Origin of the sequence: Caballeronia sp. RCC_10, assembly GCF_041360715.1 — a bacterium.
GTDB classification, from domain to species: domain Bacteria; phylum Pseudomonadota; class Gammaproteobacteria; order Burkholderiales; family Burkholderiaceae; genus Caballeronia; species Caballeronia grimmiae.
Map to the genome: position 1 here is coordinate 791,880 of NZ_JBFUPT010000001.1, position 22,916 is coordinate 814,795.

22 protein-coding genes and 1 tRNA gene are annotated in these 22,916 nt (G+C 63.3%); 11 read left to right on the forward strand and 12 right to left on the reverse strand.

From position 1 onward, the window contains the following. Nucleotides 1-3 precede the first annotated feature (3 nt). Both lptG and AB6804_RS03780 read left to right on the forward strand, forming a co-directional pair. Nucleotides 4-1,152 carry an LPS export ABC transporter permease LptG gene (gene lptG / locus AB6804_RS03775; protein WP_370885272.1) on the forward strand — a complete coding sequence of 383 codons (1,149 nt, stop codon included), beginning with the start codon at nucleotides 4-6 and terminating at the stop codon, nucleotides 1,150-1,152. 19 nt (nucleotides 1,153-1,171) lie between these two features. After that, the gene (locus AB6804_RS03780; protein WP_035960511.1) at nucleotides 1,172-1,537 is read left to right on the forward strand and encodes a sirohydrochlorin chelatase; all 366 of its coding nucleotides are present in this window, start codon (nucleotides 1,172-1,174) and stop codon (nucleotides 1,535-1,537) included. A gap of 125 nt (nucleotides 1,538-1,662) precedes the next feature. On the opposite strand, the gene AB6804_RS03785 is transcribed toward AB6804_RS03780, so the two are convergent. The 7 genes from AB6804_RS03785 to AB6804_RS03815 all read right to left on the reverse strand — a co-directional run bounded on the left by AB6804_RS03785 (nucleotide 1,663) and on the right by AB6804_RS03815 (nucleotide 8,625). After that, nucleotides 1,663-2,325, reverse strand: coding sequence for a TIGR02117 family protein (locus AB6804_RS03785; protein WP_370885273.1), 663 nt, complete (start codon nucleotides 2,323-2,325; stop codon nucleotides 1,663-1,665). Nucleotides 2,326-2,498: 173 nt separating this feature from the next. Further along, nucleotides 2,499-3,251, reverse strand: coding sequence for a uroporphyrinogen-III C-methyltransferase (cobA, locus tag AB6804_RS03790; protein WP_370885274.1), 753 nt, complete (start codon nucleotides 3,249-3,251; stop codon nucleotides 2,499-2,501). A gap of 16 nt (nucleotides 3,252-3,267) precedes the next feature. Next, nucleotides 3,268-4,581 carry a sulfate adenylyltransferase subunit 1 gene (locus AB6804_RS03795; protein ID WP_370885275.1) on the reverse strand — a complete coding sequence of 438 codons (1,314 nt, stop codon included), beginning with the start codon at nucleotides 4,579-4,581 and terminating at the stop codon, nucleotides 3,268-3,270. Nucleotides 4,582-4,608: 27 nt separating this feature from the next. After that, on the reverse strand, nucleotides 4,609-5,571 hold the full coding sequence (cysD, locus tag AB6804_RS03800) for a sulfate adenylyltransferase subunit CysD (protein ID WP_244793301.1): 963 nt from the start codon (nucleotides 5,569-5,571) through the stop codon (nucleotides 4,609-4,611). A gap of 92 nt (nucleotides 5,572-5,663) precedes the next feature. Next, a complete protein-coding gene (locus AB6804_RS03805; protein ID WP_370885276.1) occupies nucleotides 5,664-6,395 on the reverse strand; it encodes a phosphoadenylyl-sulfate reductase in 732 nt (243 codons plus the stop codon). Between the two features lie 3 nt (nucleotides 6,396-6,398). Then, nucleotides 6,399-6,938, reverse strand: coding sequence for a DUF934 domain-containing protein (locus tag AB6804_RS03810; protein WP_370885277.1), 540 nt, complete (start codon nucleotides 6,936-6,938; stop codon nucleotides 6,399-6,401). A 10-nt stretch (nucleotides 6,939-6,948) separates the two neighbouring features. Beyond that, on the reverse strand, nucleotides 6,949-8,625 hold the full coding sequence (locus AB6804_RS03815) for a nitrite/sulfite reductase (protein WP_370885278.1): 1,677 nt from the start codon (nucleotides 8,623-8,625) through the stop codon (nucleotides 6,949-6,951). Between the two features lie 226 nt (nucleotides 8,626-8,851). Here AB6804_RS03815 and AB6804_RS03820 point away from each other — a divergent pair, with 226 nt between their 5' ends. The 6 genes from AB6804_RS03820 (at nucleotide 8,852) to AB6804_RS03845 (ending at nucleotide 14,971) form a co-directional block, all read left to right on the forward strand. Beyond that, on the forward strand, nucleotides 8,852-9,793 hold the full coding sequence (locus AB6804_RS03820; protein WP_035960499.1) for a CysB family HTH-type transcriptional regulator: 942 nt from the start codon (nucleotides 8,852-8,854) through the stop codon (nucleotides 9,791-9,793). Nucleotides 9,794-9,848: 55 nt separating this feature from the next. Beyond that, a complete protein-coding gene (locus tag AB6804_RS03825) occupies nucleotides 9,849-11,009 on the forward strand; it encodes an ABC transporter substrate-binding protein (protein WP_370885279.1) in 1,161 nt (386 codons plus the stop codon). A gap of 121 nt (nucleotides 11,010-11,130) precedes the next feature. Continuing rightward, a tRNA-Leu gene (locus tag AB6804_RS03830) sits at nucleotides 11,131-11,215 on the forward strand. A gap of 528 nt (nucleotides 11,216-11,743) precedes the next feature. Then, nucleotides 11,744-13,768, forward strand: coding sequence for a hypothetical protein (locus AB6804_RS03835; protein WP_370885280.1), 2,025 nt, complete (start codon nucleotides 11,744-11,746; stop codon nucleotides 13,766-13,768). Between the two features lie 141 nt (nucleotides 13,769-13,909). Continuing rightward, on the forward strand, nucleotides 13,910-14,632 hold the full coding sequence (locus tag AB6804_RS03840) for a pseudouridine synthase (protein WP_370885281.1): 723 nt from the start codon (nucleotides 13,910-13,912) through the stop codon (nucleotides 14,630-14,632). A gap of 162 nt (nucleotides 14,633-14,794) precedes the next feature. Then, on the forward strand, nucleotides 14,795-14,971 hold the full coding sequence (locus AB6804_RS03845) for a hypothetical protein (protein WP_035960495.1): 177 nt from the start codon (nucleotides 14,795-14,797) through the stop codon (nucleotides 14,969-14,971). On the opposite strand, the gene AB6804_RS03850 is transcribed toward AB6804_RS03845, so the two are convergent. Then, nucleotides 14,968-16,023 (reverse strand): NAD-dependent epimerase/dehydratase family protein, encoded by a 1,056-nt coding sequence (locus AB6804_RS03850; RefSeq protein WP_370885282.1) that lies wholly within the window; start codon nucleotides 16,021-16,023, stop codon nucleotides 14,968-14,970. The genes AB6804_RS03845 and AB6804_RS03850 overlap by 4 nt on opposite strands. Before the next feature lie 91 nt (nucleotides 16,024-16,114). Between AB6804_RS03850 and AB6804_RS03855 the strand changes: the two genes are divergently transcribed. The 3 genes from AB6804_RS03855 to AB6804_RS03865 all read left to right on the forward strand — a co-directional run bounded on the left by AB6804_RS03855 (nucleotide 16,115) and on the right by AB6804_RS03865 (nucleotide 19,027). Then, a complete protein-coding gene (locus AB6804_RS03855; RefSeq protein ID WP_370885283.1) occupies nucleotides 16,115-17,146 on the forward strand; it encodes a CDP-6-deoxy-delta-3,4-glucoseen reductase in 1,032 nt (343 codons plus the stop codon). A gap of 277 nt (nucleotides 17,147-17,423) precedes the next feature. Then, entirely contained in the window at nucleotides 17,424-18,608 is a 1,185-nt protein-coding gene (locus AB6804_RS03860; RefSeq protein WP_370885284.1) for an acetylornithine transaminase, read from the forward strand. Beyond that, complete coding sequence (locus tag AB6804_RS03865) at nucleotides 18,605-19,027, forward strand: GNAT family acetyltransferase (RefSeq protein ID WP_370885285.1); 423 nt, start codon at nucleotides 18,605-18,607, stop codon at nucleotides 19,025-19,027. Before AB6804_RS03860 ends, AB6804_RS03865 begins: the two co-directional genes overlap by 4 nt. Before the next feature lie 122 nt (nucleotides 19,028-19,149). On the opposite strand, the gene AB6804_RS03870 is transcribed toward AB6804_RS03865, so the two are convergent. The 4 genes from AB6804_RS03870 to AB6804_RS03885 are packed head-to-tail and all read right to left on the reverse strand — an operon-like array spanning nucleotide 19,150 to nucleotide 22,808. Then, complete coding sequence (locus tag AB6804_RS03870; protein WP_035960490.1) at nucleotides 19,150-19,872, reverse strand: ABC transporter ATP-binding protein; 723 nt, start codon at nucleotides 19,870-19,872, stop codon at nucleotides 19,150-19,152. Beyond that, complete coding sequence (locus tag AB6804_RS03875) at nucleotides 19,873-20,649, reverse strand: ABC transporter ATP-binding protein (RefSeq protein ID WP_250450553.1); 777 nt, start codon at nucleotides 20,647-20,649, stop codon at nucleotides 19,873-19,875. Nucleotides 20,650-20,663: 14 nt separating this feature from the next. Then, nucleotides 20,664-21,833 carry an ABC transporter ATP-binding protein gene (locus AB6804_RS03880; RefSeq protein WP_188885317.1) on the reverse strand — a complete coding sequence of 390 codons (1,170 nt, stop codon included), beginning with the start codon at nucleotides 21,831-21,833 and terminating at the stop codon, nucleotides 20,664-20,666. A gap of 24 nt (nucleotides 21,834-21,857) precedes the next feature. Continuing rightward, nucleotides 21,858-22,808 (reverse strand): branched-chain amino acid ABC transporter permease, encoded by a 951-nt coding sequence (locus tag AB6804_RS03885; RefSeq protein WP_370885286.1) that lies wholly within the window; start codon nucleotides 22,806-22,808, stop codon nucleotides 21,858-21,860. Nucleotides 22,809-22,916 lie beyond the last annotated feature (108 nt).

Below are 22,916 nucleotides of genomic sequence, written 5' to 3' on the forward strand. Positions count from 1 at the left end.
GCAATGCGCATCTACGAACGTTACTTCGCGCGCCAGATTTATCTCGCGTTCATCTTCATCCTGTTTGCGTTCTCGGGCCTGTTCTTCTTTTTCGACCTGATCAATGAGTTGAACACGGTCGGACACGGCAACTACAAGTTCACGCTCGCGGTGCTGCGCGTCGCGTTGCAGACGCCGTCGCGCTTCTACGAAATCATTCCTGTCGCGGCGCTCATTTCCGCTATCTACGTGTTCGCGCAGATGGCGGCGGCGTCCGAGTTCACCATCTTCCGCGTGTCGGGGCTATCGACGGGCACCGCGTTGCGCTCGCTGTTGAAGATCGGCGTGCCGCTCGTGCTCGTGACGTATCTGATCGGCGAAGTGATCGGCCCGTATTCGGACCAGTTGTCCGAGCGCGTGCGGCTGGAGGCGCTGGGGTCATCGGTGTCGTCGAACTTTCAGTCGGGCGTGTGGGTGAAGGACACGCTCAACGCGAAGGAAAACGGCGAACAGGTCACGCGCTTCGTCAACGTGGGCACGCTCAATCCCGATACGACGATCGCCAACGTGCGCATCTATGAATTCGATTCGAAGTTCCGGCTGTCGAACGTGCGCGTCGCCAGGAGCGGCGTGTTTCAGCCGCCCGGCCACTGGAAGCTGACTGGCGTCACGGAAACGCAACTGATCGACGCGCAGCCGCAAGCCGTCGATCCGGGCGATACGCTCAATCCGGTGTATCGCGCGAAGGAGACGGCGCTGCCCGAATACTCGCTGCGCTCCGAGCTGACGCCGCAGATTCTGTCGGTGTTGCTGGTGTCGCCCGACCGGATGTCGATGTTCAATCTGTTCCGCTATATCCAGCACTTGACGGAGAATCATCAGGACACGCAGCGGTATCAGATCGCGTTCTGGCGCAAGATTCTGTATCCGTTCGCGGTGCTGGTGATGCTGGTGCTGTCGCTGCCGTTTGCATACTTGCATACGCGCGCCGGGGTGGTCGGCGTGAAGGTGTTCGGCGGCATCATGATCGGCATGAGCTTCCAGTTGTTCAACACGCTGTTCTCGCACATCGGCACGTTGAATACGTGGCCTGCACCCATCACGGCGGCGGCGCCCGCCCTCGCCTATCTGGCGATCGGCTTGCTGGGCCTGAAGTGGGTGGAACGGCACTGAGTCCTCTCGGGAGAGCGTGATGGGCAAGCACGGCATCATCCTGTTCGGCCACGGCGCACGCGATCCGCGCTGGGCCGAGCCGTTCGAACGTCTCGCTGCAAAGCTGCGTTCGTTGCGCGGCGATCCGGTTGCGCTCGCGTTTCTCGAACTGATGACGCCGGATTTACCCGCTGCAGTCGCCGCGCAAGCCGCCGATGGCTGCGATGCGATCACCGTCGTGCCGGTTTTCTTCGGACAGGGCGGGCATGTACGGCGCGATTTGCCGCAGGTGATCGATACGTGCCGCGCGGCCCATCCGGGCGTGGTCATTCATTGCGCGACGGCTGTCGGCGAGGACGATGGCGTGCTCGACGCGGTCGCGAGGTATTGTTTGACGCAGGTTTAGCGTTTGGGCGTTGGCCGTTGGGCTGAGTGTCGGATCGCCCATAAGCGCGACGCCATGCCGATGACAGAGCCTGTCATCGACGAACTTCGACGCGGCGCGCGCTAGCCTGACCGCCACACCGCCGCTCATCCTCCACGCAACTGCCAGAACAACGCGCGATCAAACGGGGCCCACATCGGCACTCGCACGCCGGCAGCGTCGAGCGCATTGCGCGTCCACTGATTGCAGGTCAGAAACGCCGAATAGTGCCCGTGCGCTTCATAGAAAGCGTCGTAATCGTTGTAGTGGTGTCCCGGCACGTTCGTGGATTGTCCGTTGGCATCGAGCTTCACAGTCCCGAGCACATACGCCGCCACGCGCTGATACGCAGCAACAGAAATCGTAATCTGCAGCGCATCGTCCGATGCCACGCTCGGCGCGGCCATGAACTGGACGTGCAACACCGTGCTGCCGCGTCCCGAAAGCGCGCGCAAGGCCGTCGATGCCCGCAGATCGCTCCATTCCGGCGTGTTCAGATAGAACTCGCGGTCGCCCCAGCCGACTTCGATCATGTCGGATCGCGCCGACGCAGCGGGCATGCGCGTATCCGACGGCGAGAAATAGCGGGACCAGTCGACGCCCGCCGCATTGCGCGGCAGCAAAAGCGCGGCATGAACGCCGTTGGTCGTAAGCCAGATGGTGACGCCCTCGCCGGGGGCGACGGGTTGCCAGTCACGGTTGCCGGGCACCATAGCGGCCACCAGCGCGACGAGCGCGTAGCCCAGCAGCAGCGAAACGACGAGCCCCATCGCACGCGCAGTCCATCGACTGGCCCAACGCACAGCGTTGCCGACACGAGCCGAAAGAGAACGTGGCATTCCTGACGACCGATGAACGCGATACCCGGCGAAGCATTCAGCAGCGCCGGCTCAAAGAAAAAACGCACCTTCCGGTGCGCTTTTCTGGCGAACTCAAAGCAGCATCACGCGGCCATCCCTTTCAGATACACCCGCGGCTTCACCGCCGACGCCCTTTCGCGAAACGCCTCTCCGATCATCAGCAGACTCGGCTGCGACGGATCGAGCCATTCCTGCGCCTCGCCGAGCGCCATTTGCGCGAGCGTCAAGGTCAGCGTGCGTTCGCGCGGCGTGCTGCATGCCTCGACGATCGCTACCGGCGTCGATCCCGGACGCCCGGCGTCGATGAGCTGCTGCGCGATCTCCGGCGCACTGTCGCGGCCCATGTAGAACACGAGCGAATCGGCCTTCGCCTGCTCGCGGATCGTGTCGCTATCGGCGGCGCGGCTGTGCGTCGCCAGCGCCACGCTGCGTGACACGCCGCGCAGCGTCAGCGATCGCCTGAGCGTCGCCGCACTCGCCAGCGCCGCCGTGATGCCCGGCACCACGTCATACTCGATGCCCGCCGCTTCCAGCGCGCGCATTTCCTCGTCGGCGCGGCCAAAGAGCATCGGGTCGCCGCCCTTCAGACGCACGACGACGCCATGCTCGCGCGCCGCATCGACGATCTGCTTGTTGATGAAATGCTGGGCCGTCGAGCGCTGCCCGCAACGCTTGCCGACCGCGATCTTCTTCGCGTGCGGCGCGTAGTCGAGCATTGCCGGTTCGATCAGCGCGTCGTGCAGCACGACATCGGCCGATTCGAGCAGGCGCATGCCGCGCACGGTGATTAGATCCGCCGCGCCCGGCCCCGCTCCGATCAGATAGACCTTACCCATCGCATTTCACCCGTCATTAAGCCGCGATTGCGCGAATCATACCCGCCGCGACCGTGTGATGCGTCGCCTCGTCGATCAGCACGAACGCGCCCGTTCCCTGATGCGTATCGTACGCGTCCGCGACGATCGGCTTCTGCAGCGTCAGCGCCACGCGGCCGATGTCGTTCATCGCGAGCGTCGTGCGGTCCACCGAATGCGACAGCGTATGCACGTCGAGCACCTGCTTCACCGCGCCGATGCGCGCGAACACGGTATTGGTCGTCTGCTTGAGCAAATACTTGCGCTGCGGCGAAAGCGGCTCTTCGTCGAACCAGCAGAGGTCGGCTTCGAGCTTCTTCGCCGGATCGACGGTTGCGGACGCCGGCACGAAGGTGTCGCCGCGCGATACATCGACGTCTTCGGTCAGGCGAAGCGTCACCGTCTGACCCGCGAACGCGCGATCCACCGGGCTCACGCCGCCCGGCACCGGCGCGATGATCTCGGCCACCGTCGCCTGGCGATTGCCCGGCAGCACGGTGATCGCATCGCCGACGCGCACTTCGCCGGCTTCGACGCGGCCCATGTAGCCGCGGAAGTCGTCGGCTTGCGAGCCGTCCTGACGCGCAACCCACTGCACCGGGAAACGCAGCGCCTGTTCGTTCGGCTGCGCGACCGGCAGCAATTCGAGCAGATCGAGCAGCGGCTCGCCCGCATACCAGGGCATGCGCTCGCTCGCGGTCACGATGTTGTCGCCCTTGAGCGCCGACACCGGCACGAAGCGCACGTTGTCGAGTCCGAGCTGACGCGCGAGCGCGACGTAGGCATCGCGAATCTCGTTGAAGCGCGCCTCGCTGTACTCGACGAGGTCCATCTTGTTGATCGCGACGATCACGTGCTGCAGGCCCAGCAGCTTGACGATCGCGCTATGGCGCTTCGTCTGCGGCAGCAATTGCGCTGCGCCGTTCTCGAACGTGACGCGCGTCGCGTCGACGAGAATGATCGCCGCATGCGCCGTCGATGCGCCCGTCACCATGTTGCGCGTGTACTGCTCGTGGCCGGGCGTATCGGCAATGATGAACTTGCGCTTCGCGGTCGCGAAGTAGCGGTAGGCAACGTCGATCGTGATGCCCTGCTCGCGCTCGGCTTCGAGGCCGTCCGTCAGCAGCGACAGATCGATTTCATCGCCGACCGTGCGCTTGTTCTTCGCACGGGAAATCGCGGAAAGCTGATCCGACAGCACGGCCTTGCTGTCGTACAGAAGGCGGCCGATCAGCGTGCTCTTGCCGTCGTCGACGCTGCCCGCCGTAATGAAGCGCAACACGCCCAGGTCTTCGGCTTGATAAATGCTCATGATTCGTTCGTTCCTTGGACGTGATGCTTAGAAATAGCCTTGCTTCTTGCGCTGTTCCATTGCGGCTTCGGATGCCTGATCGTCCATGCGCGTCGCGCCGCGTTCGGTGATTTCCGTCACGGCCGTTTCCGCGATGATCTTTTCCACATCGTCGGCATCGCTCGAAACCGGGCACGTGCAGCTGATGTCGCCGACCGTGCGGAAGCGCACCTGCGCCATTTCCGGGGTCTCGCCTTCGCGCACCGGCGTGAGCGGCGTCACCGGCACGAGCAACCCGTTGCGGCGGACGATCTCGCGCTCGTGCGCGTAGTAGATCGACGGCAGTTCGAGCTTCTCGCGCGCAATGTATTGCCACACGTCGAGTTCGGTCCAGTTGGAGATCGGAAACACACGCAGATGCTCGCCGGCATGCAGACGCGCGTTGTAGATGCTCCACAGTTCCGGGCGCTGCGCCTTCGGGTCCCATTGGCCGAATTCATCGCGGAACGAGAAGATGCGCTCTTTCGCGCGGGCCTTCTCTTCGTCGCGGCGCGCGCCGCCGATCATCGCGGTATAGCCGTGTTCCTCGATGGTCTCGAGAAGCGTCACCGCTTGCGCCGCATTGCGCGAATCGGTTTCGCGACGCAGGCGCACGGTGCCCTTCTTGATCGAATCTTCGACATGGCCGACGACCAGTTCCGCGCCGATCTCCGCCGCGCGGCGATCACGGAAGTCGATCACTTCGTCGAAGTTGTGGCCGGTATCGATATGGACCAGCGGGAACGGCAGCACCGTCTTGCGGCCCGCGCCGAGGCCGAAGGCCTTCAACGCGAGATGCAGCACGACGACCGAATCCTTGCCGCCCGAAAACAGCAGCGCGGGCTTGCTGCATTCCGCGACGAGTTCGCGCAGGATGTGGATCGACTCGGCTTCGAGCCAGTCGAGATGGTCCATCCGCGTCGCCCGGTTGACGATCGGGGTCGTGACGTTGGGGTCGAGCGTCGTGCTCATATTCGTCGATCCTTTTATGGCGGCGCCAAGCAAGGCGTCGCGTTCGGTAACAGGGTTGTGCTGCGGCGTCTTCGCGCCTCGATGTCTTTTGGTCAGATCGCCGAACTGGGAGTTTCTTCGACGATCCTGATGCTGCTGATGTTGGTCATGTGCAGACCGCATTCCTTCGTATCGCGCGACTCCCACCACCAGCGGCCCGCCCGGCTGTCCTCGCCGGGACGCACGGCGCGCGTGCAGGGCTCGCAGCCGATGCTCGGATAGCCGCGCGCATGCAGCGGATTCACGGGCACGTCGAACGCCTTCAGGTAGTCCCACACATCGGCTTCGCTCCAGTCCGCGAGCGGATTGAACTTTGCAATGCCGCGCGGCGCGTCGTGCTCTTCCTCGTGCAGTTCCGCGCGCGTCACCGACTGCTCGCGGCGCTGGCCCGTCACCCACGCGGAAACATCGCCGAGCGCGCGGTTGAGCGGCTCCACCTTACGGATATGGCAGCAGCTCTTGCGCAAATCAATGCTCTCGTAGAACGCATTCGCGCCGTGATCGCGCACGTAGGCGTCGACGGCATCGGCCTGCGGATGAAACTGCTCGATGTCGTAGCCGTAACGTGCTTTCACGGCGTCGATCATGCCGAGCGTTTCCGCGTGCAGGCGGCCGGTGTTCAGCGAAAAGATGCCGATCTTCACGCCACGGGAAAGAATCGCGTGCGTGAGCACCATGTCTTCCGCGGCGAGGCTGCTGGCTAGCTTGACGCGGTCGTGGCGCGCTGCGATGGAATCCAGCAGCGCATCCAGACGGTCAACCCTGGCTTGCAATTCTGGCGTCATGCCTCAGGCTCCGAGCGTGGCGAGCACCGCGGCGCGGCGGCGGAACAGCGGTTCCGGATTGTCGTTCGCGCCCTGATACAGCTCGGTGAACTCGTTGAACGCGTTGAGCGCGTCGTTGATGTCCTTGTCGGCGCGCACGGCGAAAGCGTCGAAGCCGCAGCGATGGTGGAAGAACACCTGGTCGCGCAACACGTCGCCGATGGCCCGCAACTCGCCCTTCCAGTGATACCGCTCACGCAGCAGGCGGCCGATCGAAAAGCCGCGGCCATCGCGGAACACCGGGAAATCGACCGCGATGACCGCGATCTTGTCGAAATCCGGCGCGATATCCGCAGGCTCGTCGTCCGGAGCGAGCCACACGCCGAGCTCGTCCTTCGAGCGCGATGCGGCGATTGCATCCTTGTGTTCCTTCCACAACGCGAACGGCAGGATCACCTTGCCGGCCGGCAGCGCGTCGGCTGCGGGCAGCGAGCCGTCTTCGGCGGCGCGGATCACGGTGAAATCGTCTTCGACGACGGCGCGGTTCTTGATAATCAACGTCATCTTCAAATCCTCAAGCGTGTGCCTGGCGCGATGCGTACACGCGCTCCTTGAACGGCGCAATGCCGATGCGACCGAACGTATCGATGAAGCGCTCGCCTTCGATGCGGTTGTCGACGAACGTATCGATCACGCTCGACACGACGTCCGGCATCTCATGCGCCGAGAACGACGGGCCGATGACCTTGCCGAGATGCGCACCGGTCGCGCCGGAGCTTTGCTCGCCGCCGAGCGTCACCTGATACCACTCCGAGCCGTCCTTATCGACGCCCAGCACGCCGATGTTGCCGACGTGGTGATGACCGCACGCGTTCATGCAGCCCGAGATGTTGATCGACAGGTCACCGAGGTCGTAGACGTAGTCGGCGTCGTCGAAACGCTGCTGGATCGCTTGCGCAATCGGGATCGACTTCGCGTTCGCGAGCGAGCAGAAATCGCCGCCGGGGCACGAAATGATGTCCGTCAGCAAGCCGATGTTCGCCGACGCGAAACCGACCGCCTTCGCGCGTTCCCACACGGTGAACAGGTCGTGCTTCTTCACGTTCGCGAGAATCAGGTTCTGCTCGTGCGACACGCGGATCTCGCCGAAGGAGAATTCGTCGGCGAGCGCCGCGACGTCGTCCATCTGCTTGTCGGTCGCATCGCCGGGAGCGATGCCCGTCGGCTTCAGCGACAGCGTCACCGATGCGTAGCCCGGCACCTTGTGCGGGCGCACGTTGCGTTCGACCCAGCGCGCGAATGCCTTGTTCTCGATCAGATGCTTCTCATACGATGCGTCCGTGTCCGGCAGCTTCTCGTAGGCCGGCGGCGCGAAGAACTTCGACACGCGCTCGACTTCGTCCTGCGTAAGCGTGGACGGGCCGTCCTTCAGATGCAGCCACTCTTCCTCGACCTGCTTCGCGAACTTCTCCGGCGACAGCGCCTTCACCAGAATCTTGATGCGCGCCTTGTACATGTTGTCGCGGCGGCCGTAGCGGTTGTAGACGCGCAGCACGGCTTCGCAGTAGGTCAGCAGATGCTGCCACGGCAGATCTTCCTTGATGACCGCGCCGATGATCGGCGTGCGGCCGAGCCCGCCGCCCGCGAGAATCCTCGCGACGACTTCGCCCTGCGCGTTCTTCTTCAGATAGACGCCGAGATCGTGAATCTGCACCGCCGCGCGATCTTCCGCCGATCCGCACACCGCGATCTTGAACTTGCGCGGGAGCCAGGCGAACTCGGGATGGAACGTCGACCATTGACGCAGGATTTCGGCCCACGGACGCGGATCGACTTCCTCGTCCGGTGCAACGCCCGCGAACTGGTCCGCCGTGATGTTGCGGATGCAGTTGCCCGATGTCTGGATCGCGTGCATCTGCACCGAAGCGAGCTTGCGCAGGATTTCGGGCGTCTCTTCAAGCTCGACCCAGTTGAACTGGATGTTCGTGCGCGTCGAGAAGTGGCCGTAGCCGCGATCGTGCTCGCGCGCGATCGTCGCCAGCATGCGGAGCTGGTCGCTGCGGAGGTTGCCGTAAGGAATGGCGATGCGGTGCATGTACGCATGACGCTGCATGTACAAGCCGTTCTGCAGCCGCAGCGGACGAAACTCCTCTTCGCTCAACTCGCCCGACAGACGTCGGCGAACCTGATCGGCGTACTGTGCGACTCGCTCGTCGACGATTCGCTGGTCGACCTGATCGTATTGATACATTCGGGGGCCCCAAGTTTTTGTTTGCGCGCTGCGTCCCAGGTTACGCGGCGCAGATAACCATTGATTCGCCACTGCGCGGGTCGTTCAGACGGAACGATCATTTGCTAATGACAAAAACAGCTATGGATATTGGAAAAATTGGACTGATAGTAATAAACCTGCTATATATTGCAAACGACTGAAAAATTACTTTGATATGCAATCGGGTAATAACGAAGGGTTCTAAATGAATTTGCATCAGTTCCGCTTCGTGCGTGAGGCCGTGCGGCAGAACTTCAACCTGACGGAAGCAGCGAAAGCACTGTATACATCGCAACCCGGCGTCTCCAAGGCGATCATCGAGCTTGAGGACGAGCTGGGCGTCGAGATCTTCACGCGCCACGGCAAGCGCGTGCGCTCGCTGACCGAGCCGGGACGTATCATCCTCGCTTCGGTCGAAAAAATCCTGCAGGAAGTCGAGAGCCTGAAGCGCGTCGGCAAGGACTACGCGGCGCAGGATCAGGGCAATCTCGTCATCGCCGCGACGCATACGCAGGCGCGCTACTCGCTGCCGGCGGCCATCGCCGAGTTCAAGAAGCGCTTTCCGAAGGTGCATCTTTCGATCCTCCAAGGCAGCCCGACGCAGGTCGCGGAGATGGTCATCCACGATCAGGCGGATATCGCCATCGCCACCGAGGCCATCGCCAATTACAAGGAACTCGTGTCGCTGCCCTGCTTCCAGTGGCAGCATCTCGCGGTCATGCTGCCCGAGCATCCACTGCTGGAACGCAAGCTTCTCACGCTCGACGATCTCGTGCAGTACCCGCTCATCACGTATGACGCCGCATTCGCCGGCCGCAGCAAGATCAATCAGGCGTTCGCGCTGCGCGCGCTGAGTCCGGACATCGTGCTCGAGGCCATCGACGCGGACGTCATCAAGACGTATGTAGAACTGGGGCTGGGCGTCGGGATCATGGCGGATATCGCGTTCAACCCGGAGCGCGACCGTCATTTGCGCGCGATGCCCGTCGGCCATCTGTTCGGCACCAACGTCACGCGGCTCGCGCTCAAACAGGGCGCTTATCTGCGCAGCTATGTGTACACGCTCGTCGAACTGCTGTCGCCTTCGATGAACCGCAAGCTGATCGAGCAGGCGCTTGCGGGCGGTCACGAGACTTACGAACTCTGACTACGACGGTGCAAACGCTGCCACAACAAATACGAACTTCCCTGGAGACCATCCGATGACGTTGTCGAAGATCACGCGCCGGCTTGCTGCCGGCGCCGCCCTCGCTTTGCTGGCCGCCGCCGCGCAGGCGCAGATCAAGGTGGGCGTGGACTTGTCGAGCACCGGCCCCGCCGCCGCGATCGGCATCACGAGCAAGAACGCGATGCTGATGTGGCCGAAGACCATCGCCGGGCAAGACGCGCAGTACATCATCCTCGATGACGGTTCGGACCCGGGCGCGGCCGTGCGCAATATCCGCAAGCTGATCACCGAAGACAAGGTCGATGTGATCGTCGGCCCGAACATCACGCCGGCGGCGCTCGCGGCGCTCGATCCCGTTTCCGAATATCAGACGCCGATGATCACGCTGATCGGATCGGCGTCGGTGGTCGAGCCGCAGGAAGGCAAGAAGGTGTGGGCGTTCAAGATGGCGCAGACCGACCGCGCAATGGCCGACGTGATGACGCGTTACATGGCGAATCACGGCGTGAAGACGGTGGGTTTCATCGGCTTCGCGGACAGTTACGGCGATAGCTGGCTGAACGAGTTCAGCAAGTTCGCGGCGTTGCGCCATATCGAGATTGTCGGCAGCGAGCGCTTCAACCGGACCGACGCGAGCGTCACCGGGCAGATTCTCAAGCTGATAGCGGCGAAACCGGACGCGGTGCTGATCGCGGGCGCGGGAACGCCGACGGTGCTGCCGCAGCGCACGCTCGTCGAGCGCGGTTATAAGGGCGCGATCTACCAGACACACGGCATCGCGACGCCGGAGTTCATCAAGCTCGGCGGGAAGGATGTCGAAGGCACGCTCTTTCCGACGCAGCCGGTGGTCGTCGCGCGCACGTTGCCGGCGGATCATCCGTCGAAGAAGGCGGCGCTCGCGTTCGTCGAAGCCTATGAGGGCAAATACGGCAAGGGCACCGTCACGCAGTTCGCCGGCGATGCGGCGGGCGTGTATCCCCGTTTGCAGGATGCCGTAGCGCGCGCGTTGAAAGCCGGGAAGCCCGGCACGAAGGAATTCCGCGTCGCGTTGCGCTCGGAACTGGAACACGCGCATGAGCTGGTGGTGCCCAATGGCGTGGTGAATACCAGCGCGAGCGATCACGTCGGGCTGGATCAACGGGCGAGCGTGATGGGTGTCATTCGGAACGGCTCCTTTAACTACCTGAGCCAGTGATCTTCGGCTGCATGGTCGCGTGACGGGCGCTGCTTGCTCATCGCGAGGATTTCGGTCATAATCGCCGACTACTCGATTTGGACGTTCCGCCTGGTTCGTCCTCTGTCGAGAAAGACAGCGTGCCCAGGTGGTGAAATTGGTAGACGCAGGGGACTCAAAATCCCCCGCCGCAAGGCGTGCCGGTTCGATTCCGGCCCTGGGCACCAGAGATTTTGATGTGAAAAGCCGCTCCTTCGGGAGCGGCTTTTTGCGTTTGAGCGGCTTTTTGCGTTTGAGCGGCTTTTTGCGTTTGAGCGGCTTTTTGCGTTTGAGCGGCTGTTGCTAGGACGCGGTCGGTCGCCGGAGCGCGGGTTGAAGGGACGAGCAACGGCTCCAAGCGGACGTCGGCACAAGCGGCCGGTGGTCACGAAAGAAATCCATCAAGACGTCCAGCACTTCCCCTTCTCTCTTCGCTCGAAAAGCGCAGTACGCCGAAGCGTCGATCATTGGCTGCAAGGGCCGACGGTAGATCGGCCACTCGGCCAATAGCGCTCCCGTCTTTCCCGGATCATCATTGCGCGAATGTGCGCAATACCGTAGAACCAATACGTTTTTTCCCGCGAGAATCGTAAGCGACGGTATCGGTGAATCTTCGCGCGCCCAGGACACGAGCACACTCGTTCGGCTTGCTTATGGTTATCCCGATGCCGTGGCTAGCCCGCGCGTTGCGCCAACCTGACCCGGCACGAGTCCGCATGATGCAACCCGAATATTCGCTGTCGCTCGATGCGGTGATCTGCCGCCGCTGCAACGTCGTTTCGCCCGCCGTCGACGACACCTGCCCGTCGTGCGGAGCGGATCGCGAGGGCGCGATCTTCACCAGCGCCACGGATACTCACGCTGCCGCCGCCCGGACCGACGATCAACGCGACTTGGTCGATCTACGCGACACCGGCTGGCTCACGCGGCTCGTGCGTCGAAGAATGGTGACGTCGTATCCGAGCCTCGTCGAACCCGGCGACGCGCTGGCATCGCCCGAACGCAAGCCCGCGCGAAAAGGGCTCGCCGTTCTGATCAGCGGCGCGGTCGCGGGCATCGCGGCGGGCGGGTATCTCTATTTGCAGTCCGATGCGGACCGCGCGCCGGCGCAATCCGTCAGCACGGCGGGCGCGGTTGGCGGCGGATCGTCGGCGTCGCAACGCCGCGACGATGCGGACCGGCACACGCTCGCGCGGCGGCAGGAGGATGATGCGCAGAAAGCGGGTGGCGTGGCAGGGACGACAAGGTCGGCGGCTACGCCTGTAGATGCATCGGCATCCGCCGCGACGGTGCACACGGCGCGGGTTGCGCCAGCGAGTGCATCGGGTATCGGCTCGTCGGCTACCGAAGCTGTTTCTGCGGTGAAGGCTGCACCGCCCGTCGTGGAATCGAAGGCGGCGCTCGTCAAGGATACAAGAGCCACAGGCGTCGCATCGGCGAGTGCTCCGGCCTCCACGTCCGTTCCGGAAGCCGTTCGCAGGAACATCGCATCGACCGCCAAGAGCGTGCCGGCAGTCAGCATTCCTGCGATGGCGACGGAGCCGCCGATGACGCGCGAGGCGTCGCGACGAGCCGTCGCGGATGCGGTCAACTCCGCTTCGAAGCGCGACCGCGTCACGGCGAGCATGGCAACGGGTGTGGTCGCGACGCAAACGCCGTCGAGCGCAGTCTCGGTCTCGAAGGACGCGTCGGCCTCGCAGAGCAAGTCGTCGCCGAAGCGGGAAGGCACGGAGGACGCGAGGGTTGCGGCGTCTGACGCATCGTCAGGCGCGGGAACGGGCGTCGCGAAGGCGGTGCCATCCGTGACGTCTACGGCTGCGGTAAAAACCGGCACTGCGGCAACGCCGAGCGCAGCGGCATCGCAATCGACAGCGGCATTGGCACGCACGTCCAATACTGCAGCAGTTTCAGCACCGCACACATCGTCTGCGGCGTCGAAAGACGTATCACCGTCCGCTGCGACTATCGCGGCCAATACCGCGTCCGGCACCGCCGACAAGCCGGCGCCGAAAGACGCATCGCGGTCTACTGTGACTATCGCCGCCGCAACGGCATCCACCACCGCCGCCAAGCCCGCGTCGAAAGACGCATCACCGTCCGCTGCGAGTATCGCCGCCGATACCGCGTCCAGCCCCACAGCCAAGGGCGCGCCGGACGCCCCTAAACGACCCTCGACCCTCGCCTCGACGGAACGTCCGATCCCGCAGCCCCCCATCGTTGCCCCTCGCGACGCGCCATCGGCAACAGAAGCGCGCACGATCGCAGCCGTCCGGCAGGCACTCGCAAACCGCGATATCGCCGCGGCGCGCCGATCCCTCCGCAGCTTCGCGCCGATTCAATCGCGCAGCCCGCAGATTCAGCAACTCGCAGCCGATGTTGCGCGTCAGGAACGCGCACGCGACAGCGCGATAGCCAGCGCCCGCTCATGCGCAGCGAACCACGATCCCGCATGCACGTTACGAAACGCGCGGCGCGCCGTCGCGCTCGATCCACGCAACCCCCAGGCGCAGGCCGTCCTGAAACACGCGACGACCATGCAAGCCGACGCCAACACCGCCTATTTCCAGAAGGCGAGCGCGCTGCCGGCGCCGGTCGTTCCATCGATGACCTTCGACGGACGCTGGAGCATCGCCGCCAAGAGCGCATCGGCGGAAAGCAGCCGGAACGACGCATCGAAGTCGTATTCGATTTTCGGATGGGGCGTGCCAGCCGTATCGAAGGGACGCGGCGACGCACATTGACGGCAGCGGCCGCCCGACGCCGCCACGCGCTGACGCACGCCTGCGCGCAGTGAGTGCGCATACCTGCAACGGCCGTCAGCGAAGCGCATCGGCCGTCGCGCCGTCCTTGCTAGAATGCGCGCTCCAACTCCCCTCCATCCGATGGACCTCGAAACCCTCCTCTTCTCCCAAGGCTTCGGGTCGCGTCGCCAGTGCCGCGGGATCATCGCCGAAGGGCGCGTGTGCATCGGCGGCGAAGCATGCACCGATCCGCGCGCCGATTTTCCCATCGCACCGCCGCTCGATTTCGACGTCGACGGCCGCACGTGGACCTATCGCGAAAAGGCGTACCTCGCGCTCAACAAGCCGGCGGGCTATGAGTGCTCGCGCGACCCGCAGCATCACCTGAGCGTGTTTCACCTGCTGCCGCCCCAACTCGTCGAGCGCGGCGTGCAGCCGGTCGGGCGGCTCGATCAGGACACCACCGGCCTGCTCCTCCTTTCCGACGATGGCGCGTTCGTCCATGCGTTCACGTCGCCGAAACGCAAGGTGCCGAAGCTCTATCTCGCGACGGTGCGCCATCCGCTCGATGACGCGCAACTCGCGAAGCTCCTCGAAGGCGTGCTGCTGCACGGCGAGACCAAGCCGACCGCCGCGCTCGCCGCCCATCGACGGGATGACCGGCTGCTCGAACTAACCGTGCTCGAAGGCAAGTACCATCAGGTAAAGCGGATGGTGGCCGCGGCGGGAAATCGCGTGGAGCAATTGCATCGCGAGCGCGTCGGCGGCTATGCGCTGCCGGCATCGCTCGGAGAAGGCGACTGGCGCTGGCTCGATGCGGACGACCTTGCTGCTTTGCGCGCGAACGACAACGTTCGAGCCTGAAGCGGCCCGATACGCCGCGACGCGATGACTAAGCCCCGTCGATTTGCAAATCGGTAGAACTCCCGACGCCCGCCCGCTGCATTGCAGCATGCCTTCCGGTTCCGCCGCTCATATACTCGTCTTACGGAACCAGAATGATTAAAACAAGGGCAGGAGGGCATCATGGCTTCCCACATGAGCGTCGCGCTGATTGCGTTCGTCGGGTTGTGCGCGGTCCTGATCGGGGTATTGGGCGTCGTCATGCACATGCGTCACAAGTACTCGCCGAATCTGATCGGCGCGTTGATCGGCGCACTGATGTGCTTCGTTCTGCTCGAAACGATTCCGGCGCTGATCTAGCGCGGCATGTCCGCTTCGCGCGCCGCTCCGGCGTGCACGCGAATTCGCTCGCGGAGAAAATCGTCGACGGTGGGATAGCGCAGCGCGTATCCCAGTTCGCGCTTGAGACGCTCGTTGCGAAGCCTTCGCGATTCGCGCATGAATGAAAGCGTGACCGGCTCGAGCCGCGTTTCGGCTTCCTCGCGCGTGATGCGCGGCACGCGCGGCAATCCGCAGGCGTCGGCCACGCGGTCGAAATAATCGGCCATGCGCAGGTCCGTATCGTCCGATGCGTTGATCGCGCGCTGCGGCTTTCCCCGCACCAGCGCGCGAACGATGATCGCGGCGAGATCGTCGGCGTGAATGTGATTCGTATAGACGTCGTCGCGTTCGACGAGCGCGGGCATCGCCCGTTCGATGCGCGCGCGCGGCAGACGGTCTTCCGCATAGATTCCGGGAATTCGCACGATCGACACGCGCCAGCCGCTTTGCACGCCCGCATCGCGTAACTGCTGCTCCGCCGACGCCCGCCGCCGCGCACGCTCGTTCCCGGGCCGCACGGGCTGCGTTTCGTCGATTTGCGCGCCGCGACAATCGCCGTAGACGCCTGTTGTGCTCGCATAGACGAAGCGCACCGAACCGCTACGCGCTGCGATTGCCGATGTGGCTCCAAAAAGGGCGTCGGGTACAATGAAAGAAGGGTTGCGCCACGCGGAACGTGCAGCCGTGGCCGCGTGCGCGCCACGTGCCACCGAGCGGCGAGGCGCGCGCAAGGCTGCAAGCAAAGCACGCGTGCGGCGGTCCGTATCGCCATCGCGCTGAGGCGGCGCGAGATGCAAAACGTGCCGTGCGATGCCCGCAAGCCTGGCGAGACTTCTGCGCGCATCGAGGTCGCCGGGAATCGGCAACGCGCCCGCGGCGCGCAGTTCCGCTGCACGTTCCGGATGATGCGTGAGCGCGATCACGCGCGGTCTCGCGGCGCGGGCATGGAAAAGCGGCAACGTGCGCAGCCCGACATCGCCGCATCCGACGATCAGCACGCGCGGGCGGCGCAGAATTCGAGTGGCGATCATGCGGAGCATTGTATCCGCCGCTCGTTCCAGGCGTTTGGCCGCTGAAGGCGGCATCGAAAGACATACTCACACCATCGCACGAAATCGATCTATGGCATTCAACGTAACGCTCCGGCAAAGCGGCCGGCAGTTTCAGGTGGAACCCGACGAACCGGTGCTGACCGCCGCGCTGCGTCAGGGAATCGGCCTCCCCTACGGCTGCAAGAACGGCGCTTGCGGCTCCTGCAAGGGCGCGGTCGTCCAGGGCGAAGTCGAACAGGCGCCGCACTCGTCGTCGGCGCTCTCCAACGATGAAAAGACCCGCGGCATGGCGCTCTTCTGCTGCGCGACGGCGCAGAGCGATCTGACCATCGACGTGCGCGAAGTGGCGGGGGTCGGCGACGTGCAGGTGAAGAAGCTGCCCTGCCGCGTCAACGCGCTCGAGCGCCGCGCGGACGACGTCATCGAACTGAAGCTGCAGTTGCCCGCCAACGAGCGCCTGCAGTATCTCGCGGGGCAGTACATCGAATTCATCCTGAAGGACGGCAAGCGCCGCAGCTATTCGATGGCGAGCCCGCCGCATCACGAAGGGCCGCTCGAACTGCACATTCGCCATATGCCGGGCGGCACGTTCACGGACCACGTGTTCGGCGCGATGAAGGAGCGCGATATCCTGCGCTTCGAAGGCCCGCTCGGCACGTTCTTCCTGCGCGACGAATCGGACAAGCCGATCGTGCTGCTCGCGTCGGGCACGGGCTTCGCTCCGATCAAGGCGATCATCGAGCATGCGGTGTTCAAGAACCTGAATCGCCCGATGACGCTCTATTGGGGCGGCCGGCGCAAGAAGGATCTGTACATGATGGACCTCGCCGAGCAATGGGCGAAGGAAGTCCCGAACTTCAAGTTCGTGCCGGTGCTTTCCGAACCCGATGCGGGCGACAACTGGACTGGCCGCACGGGCTTCGTTCATCGTGCTGTCGTCGAAGACCTGCCCGATCTGAGCGCGTATCAGGTCTATGCGTGCGGCGCGCCGGTGATGGTGGAATCCGCGCAGCGCGATTTCACGCTGCATCACCGGTTGCCGGAGGACGAGTTCTACGCGGACTCATTCACGAGCGCAGCGGATCTCGCGCATCCGGTCTGATCGGCGTGGCAGGCAGGCCGCCGGCGCGCAGAATTTCCGCGCTGGCGGTTTACAGGCTCGAACGTCATAACGTATCCTTCGCGAATGAATCGAATTCTGAACGCACTCCGACGCCGCCGCTCGCCGCTTCCCTAGGGATGCCGCTGGCTCGTCAAGCATTCGCGCTCGTCATGGTTCGGTTGTATGAAGCGCAGAGAATGAAGCCACGGAAACACCGTGGCTTTTGTTTTTTGTGCGCCGTTTTCTCTTTCGTCATCGCCTCGTGGAGCCCGCTGTCATGAATTTCAATGAGTACCCCGTCGATTCGCTGATGTACATCACGAACCGCCCCGAGATCGTGTTCACGCACGGCAAGGGCTCGTGGCTCTACGACAACACCGGCAAACGCTATCTGGACTTCATTCAGGGCTGGGCGGTCAATTCGCTCGGCCATTGCAACGACGGCATGATCGAAGCGCTGGACAAGCAGGCGCGCACGCTGATCAATCCGTCGCCGGCGTTCTATAACGGCCCGATGGCGCAGCTCGCGGACTTGCTCACGCAGCACAGCTGCTTCGACAAGGTGTTCTTCGCGAACAGCGGCGCCGAGGCCAACGAAGGCGCGATCAAGCTCGCACGCAAGTGGGGGCGCAAGTTCCGCAACGGCGCATACGAGATCATCACGTTCGATCACAGCTTCCACGGCCGCACGCTCGCCACGATGTCGGCGAGCGGCAAGGCCGGCTGGGACACGATCTATGCGCCGCAAGTGCCGGGCTTCCCGAAAGCCGATTTGAACGATATCGCCTCGGTCGAGAAGCTCATCGGCGAGAAGACCGTTGCCGTGATGCTCGAGCCGATTCAGGGCGAAGGCGGCGTGATTCCCGCGACGCGCGAGTTCACGGAGCAATTGCGTGCGCTGACGAAGCGGCACAATCTGCTGCTGATCGTCGATGAGGTGCAGAGCGGCTGCGGACGCGCGGGGACGTTGTTCGCCTATGAGCTGTCGGGCATCGAGCCGGACATCATGACGCTCGGCAAGGGCATCGGTGGCGGCGTCCCGCTCGCCGCGTTGCTGTCGAAGGCGGAAGTCGCGTGCTTCGAAGCCGGCGACCAGGGTGGCACGTATAACGGCAATCCGTTGATGACGGCGGTGGGCTATTCGGTGATTTCGCAGCTGACTGCGCCGGGCTTTCTGGAAGGCGTGCGTGAGCGCGGCGAGTATTTGCGTGGCGAACTGCTGAAACTGTCGGATGAGCGCGGATTCAAGGGCGAACGTGGCGAAGGCTTGCTGCGCGCGCTGCTGCTGGATAGCGACAAGGGACCGCAGATCGTCGAGAAGGCGCGGCTGATGCAACCGGATGGTCTGTTGCTCAACGCGGCGCGTCCGAATTTGCTGCGCTTCATGCCTGCGCTCAATGTGACCAAGGACGAGATCGATCAGATGCTCGCGATGCTGCGTTCGGTGCTCGATACGCTGTGATCGTTCGGACTTTCGAAGCGGGCGATCGCGATGCCGTGATCGCTCTGTGGCGCGATGTGTTTCCCGAGTATGCGGATGCGTCGAGGCCGCAGCGCGATCCGGCTTTGTCGATCGCCAACAAGCTGTCGACTCAGCCTGAGTTGTTCTTTGTCGGTGTGGTGGACAGGGTCGTTGCCGGGACTGTCATGTGTGGTTATGACGGGCATCGGGGGTGGGTTTATTCGCTTGCCGTCTGCCGTTCTCTTCGGGGGCGCGGGTTCGGGCGGCGGTTGATGCTTCATGCTGAAGCGGCGCTTGCCCGGCTTGGATGCCCGAAGGTCAATCTGCAGGTGCTCTCCGTTCGGGGTGAGTTGGTTTCGTTTTACGAACGGATGGGGTATCGGGTTGATGATGTTGTTAGTTTGGGCAAGCGGCTTTAGGTTTTTTCGGTTTGTTGAATTTGAATTCGTGCCGGTCTATCTGCTCGCCCCTCCCCGGGGAGGGGCGCGCTAATAGACCGACACGAAAGAAAAAAACTCCCCGCGCCCGCGAGCAAGAAAACTCACTCGCCGAGATAAGCAGCCCGAACCTTAGGATCATCAAGCATGATCTTGGCATCGCCCGACATAGTGACAGTACCCGAATCCATCACATACCCGCGATTAGCGGCCTGAAGCGCGAGCCGCGCGTTCTGCTCAACGAGAAGGACGGTCAAGCCTTCTTTCGAAATCTCGCGAACGACTTCGAAGATCTTTTCGACCATGATGGGAGACAGCCCCATCGAAGGCTCATCGAGCAAGAGCAGCTTGGGCCGCGACAACAAAGCACGAGCCATCGCAAGCATCTGCTGCTCACCGCCGGACAACGTCCCCGCGTACTGCGACGCGCGCTCCTTCAAGCGAGGAAAGAAGCCGAACATACGCTCGGTATCCTTCTGAATGCCATCGGCGTCATTGCGCAGATACGCCCCCATCTGCATGTTCTCGAGAATCGACATGCGAGCGAAAATGCCGCGCCCTTCCGGCACCATCGCGAGGCCGCGCTTCAACAGCTCGTGCGTCGGCACGCCCTTGATCGACTGACCCATGTACTCGATATCGCCGCCCGAATAGGGCTTCAAACCGGTAATGGCCTTCATCGTCGTGGTCTTGCCCGCGCCGTTCGCGCCGATCAGCGTAACCAGTTCGCCCTGCCCGACTTCCAGATCGACACCCTTCACCGCCTGGATGCCGCCGTAATTCACCTGCAGGCCCTTGACCTTCAACATCGCATTCATGGTCGCCATTTAGTGCACCCCCGCACCCAGATATGCCTCGATCACCTTCGGGTCCTTCTGCACGTCCTGCGGCAGACCTTCGGCGATCACCTTGCCGTAATCGAGCACCGTCATGCGGTTGCACAATCCCATCACGAGCTTCACGTCGTGTTCGATCAAAAGAATCGTCCTGCCGTCCGCGCGGATCTTGTCGAGCAGACGCGTCAGTTCGACCTTCTCCGTCGCGTTCATGCCCGCAGCGGGTTCGTCGAGCGCAAGCAGCTTCGGATCCGTCGCCAGCGCACGCGCGATCTCGAGCCGGCGCTGATGCCCGTACGACAGATTGCGCGACGTATAGTCCGCGTACTGCAGCACGCCGACATATTCGAGCAGTTCCAGCGCGCGTTCCTTGATTTCGCGCTCTTCGCGCCGTTCGGCCGGCGTCTGCAACACCGCGCCGATCAGACCATGCTTCGTGCGCACGTGACGGCCGACCATCACGTTCTCGAGCGCCGTCATGCCGCCAAAGAGACGAATGTTCTGGAAAGTGCGCGCGATGCCCGCCTTCGCCACCTGATACACCGCAGTCGGCGTATAGGCTTCACCGTCCAGCTTGAAGACGCCCGAATCCGGCGTGTAAAGGCCCGTGATGACGTTGAAGAACGTGGTCTTGCCCGCGCCGTTCGGGCCGATCAGACCGTAAATCTCGCCTTCCTTGATTTCGAGGCGCACATCGGAGAGCGCCTGCAAGCCGCCGAAACGCTTGTTCACGCCCTGCACGGACAATCGAGTACGTTTGTCGCTCATTTTCAATCCCCCGCTTAGGCGCGCACCGGCTTCTTGCCGTTGCGCTTCGCGATCTTCGCGATCTTGTCTTCGTGTTTCGCGGCGGGCCACAGGCCTTCCGAGCGATACAGCATGATCAGCACCATCGCCAGACCGTACAGCAACTGACGGATGACTTCGGTATCCACGATCTGATGGCCGAAAATGGCGTTTTGCAGCGGGCCCATCGTCGAGCGCAGGAATTCAGGGAAAACCGCGAGCAGCACCGCGCCGAGAATCACGCCCGGAATGTGGCCCATGCCGCCCAGCACCACGCACGCCAGCACCACGATCGATTCCCAGAACGTGAACGATTCCGGCGACACGAAGCCCTGGAACGCACCGAACATCGCGCCCGACAGGCCGCCGAACGACGCGCCCATCGCGAACGCGAGCAGCTTGACGTTACGAGTGTTGATGCCCATCGCCTTCGCCGCGATTTCGTCCTCGCGGATCGCCGCCCATGCACGGCCAATACGCGAATGCTGCAGACGCGTACATACCCAGATGACGGCCAGCGCGCCCAGCACGAACAGGTAGTAGTACATGTAGACCGACGGGAACTTGAAGCCGAAGAACTCGTGCGTCTGCGACAGATTGAAGCCCGCCACCGTCACCGGATCGATGCCCGTAATCCCCTTCGGACCGTTCGTGATGTTGATCGGACGATCGAGGTTGTTCATGAAGATCCGGACGATTTCCCCGAAGCCCAACGTCACGATCGCGAGATAGTCGCCGCGCAGTCGCAGCGTCGGCGCGCCGAGCAGCACGCCGAAGGTGGCGGCGAGCGCCATCGCGACCGGCACGATGAAGAGGAAGGGCACGTGCAATCCGCCCGGCGCGAGGTGCGCGATCCATTCGAACTGCGAGGTGAGCTGCGGCGACGACAGCAGCGCCGCCGTGTACGCGCCGACCGCATAGAACGCGATATAGCCCAGGTCGAGCAGGCCGGCGAAGCCGACCACCACGTTGAGACCGAGCGCCAGCATCACGTAGAGCATCGCGAAGTCGAGCACGCGGACCCAGTAGTTGCCGCCGGCCGCGCCGATCACCATCGGCGCTGCGATCACGAACACGGCGGTCAGAACGCCGACGACGAGCGTCTTCGTCGTGTTCTTCTCGGGGATGAGCGTCGTCGACGGCTCAATCGGTTGAATCGATGTCATTTTATTCAGCTCCTCACACGGTCTTTAAGCGCGATCCGCGACACGTTCGCCGAGCAGACCCGACGGACGGAACACGAGCACGATGATCAGCACGATGAAGGCGAACACGTCCTGATAGTTACTGCCGAAGACGCCGCCCGTCAGATTGCCGATGTAACCGGCGCCCAATTGCTCGATCAAGCCGAGCAGCACGCCGCCGACCATCGCGCCGCCCAGATTGCCGATACCGCCCAGCACCGCCGCCGTGAACGCCTTCAGGCCGGGGATGAAGCCCATGTAGAAGTGCGCGTTGCCGTATTCGGACGCGATCATCACGCCGGCGAGCGCGGCGAGCGCGGAACCGATCATGAAGGTCGCGGAAATCACGAAGTTCGGATTCACGCCCATCAGCGATGCGACGCCGGGGTTCTCGGCGATCGCGCGCATGGCACGGCCGAGCTTGGTCTTGTGCACGAGCAGCAGCAGACCGGCCATCACGAGGAACGCGACCACGATGATGACGATTTCCGTCATCGAGATCACGGCGCCCGGGTTGTTCTCACCGGCGGTGATCACGTTGATCGGATCGGTCGGCAGAAGCTGCGGGAACGCGAGCGGATTGCGGCCCCAGATCATCATCGCGACGGTCTGCAACAGAATCGACACGCCGATGGCGGTGATCAGCGGCGCGAGACGCGGCGCCTTGCGCAGCGGCCGGTACGCGACTTTTTCGATCGTATAACCCACGACCGCGCAAACGACCGCGGCAATCACCAGCGCGATCGTCAGCATGATCGGCCCGGGCATCGATGGAAAGTGGTTCTGCATGACGCCTATCGCTGACAGGGCGACCATCGCGCCCACCATCAGCACGTCGCCGTGCGCGAAGTTGATGATGCCGAGAATCCCGTACACCATCGTATAGCCCAGAGCGATGATGGCGTAGACGCTGCCAAGCACCAGACCGTTGATGATCTGCTGGATGAAAATATCCATTAAAAGCTCCTTAGCCCCGTGCGACCAGATCACGCCTTTATCACCGGCCGATAAACCGGTGTGAAGCGAAATCTGGAGCAGCACTGCGCGTACTTTTGAAAAAAACCG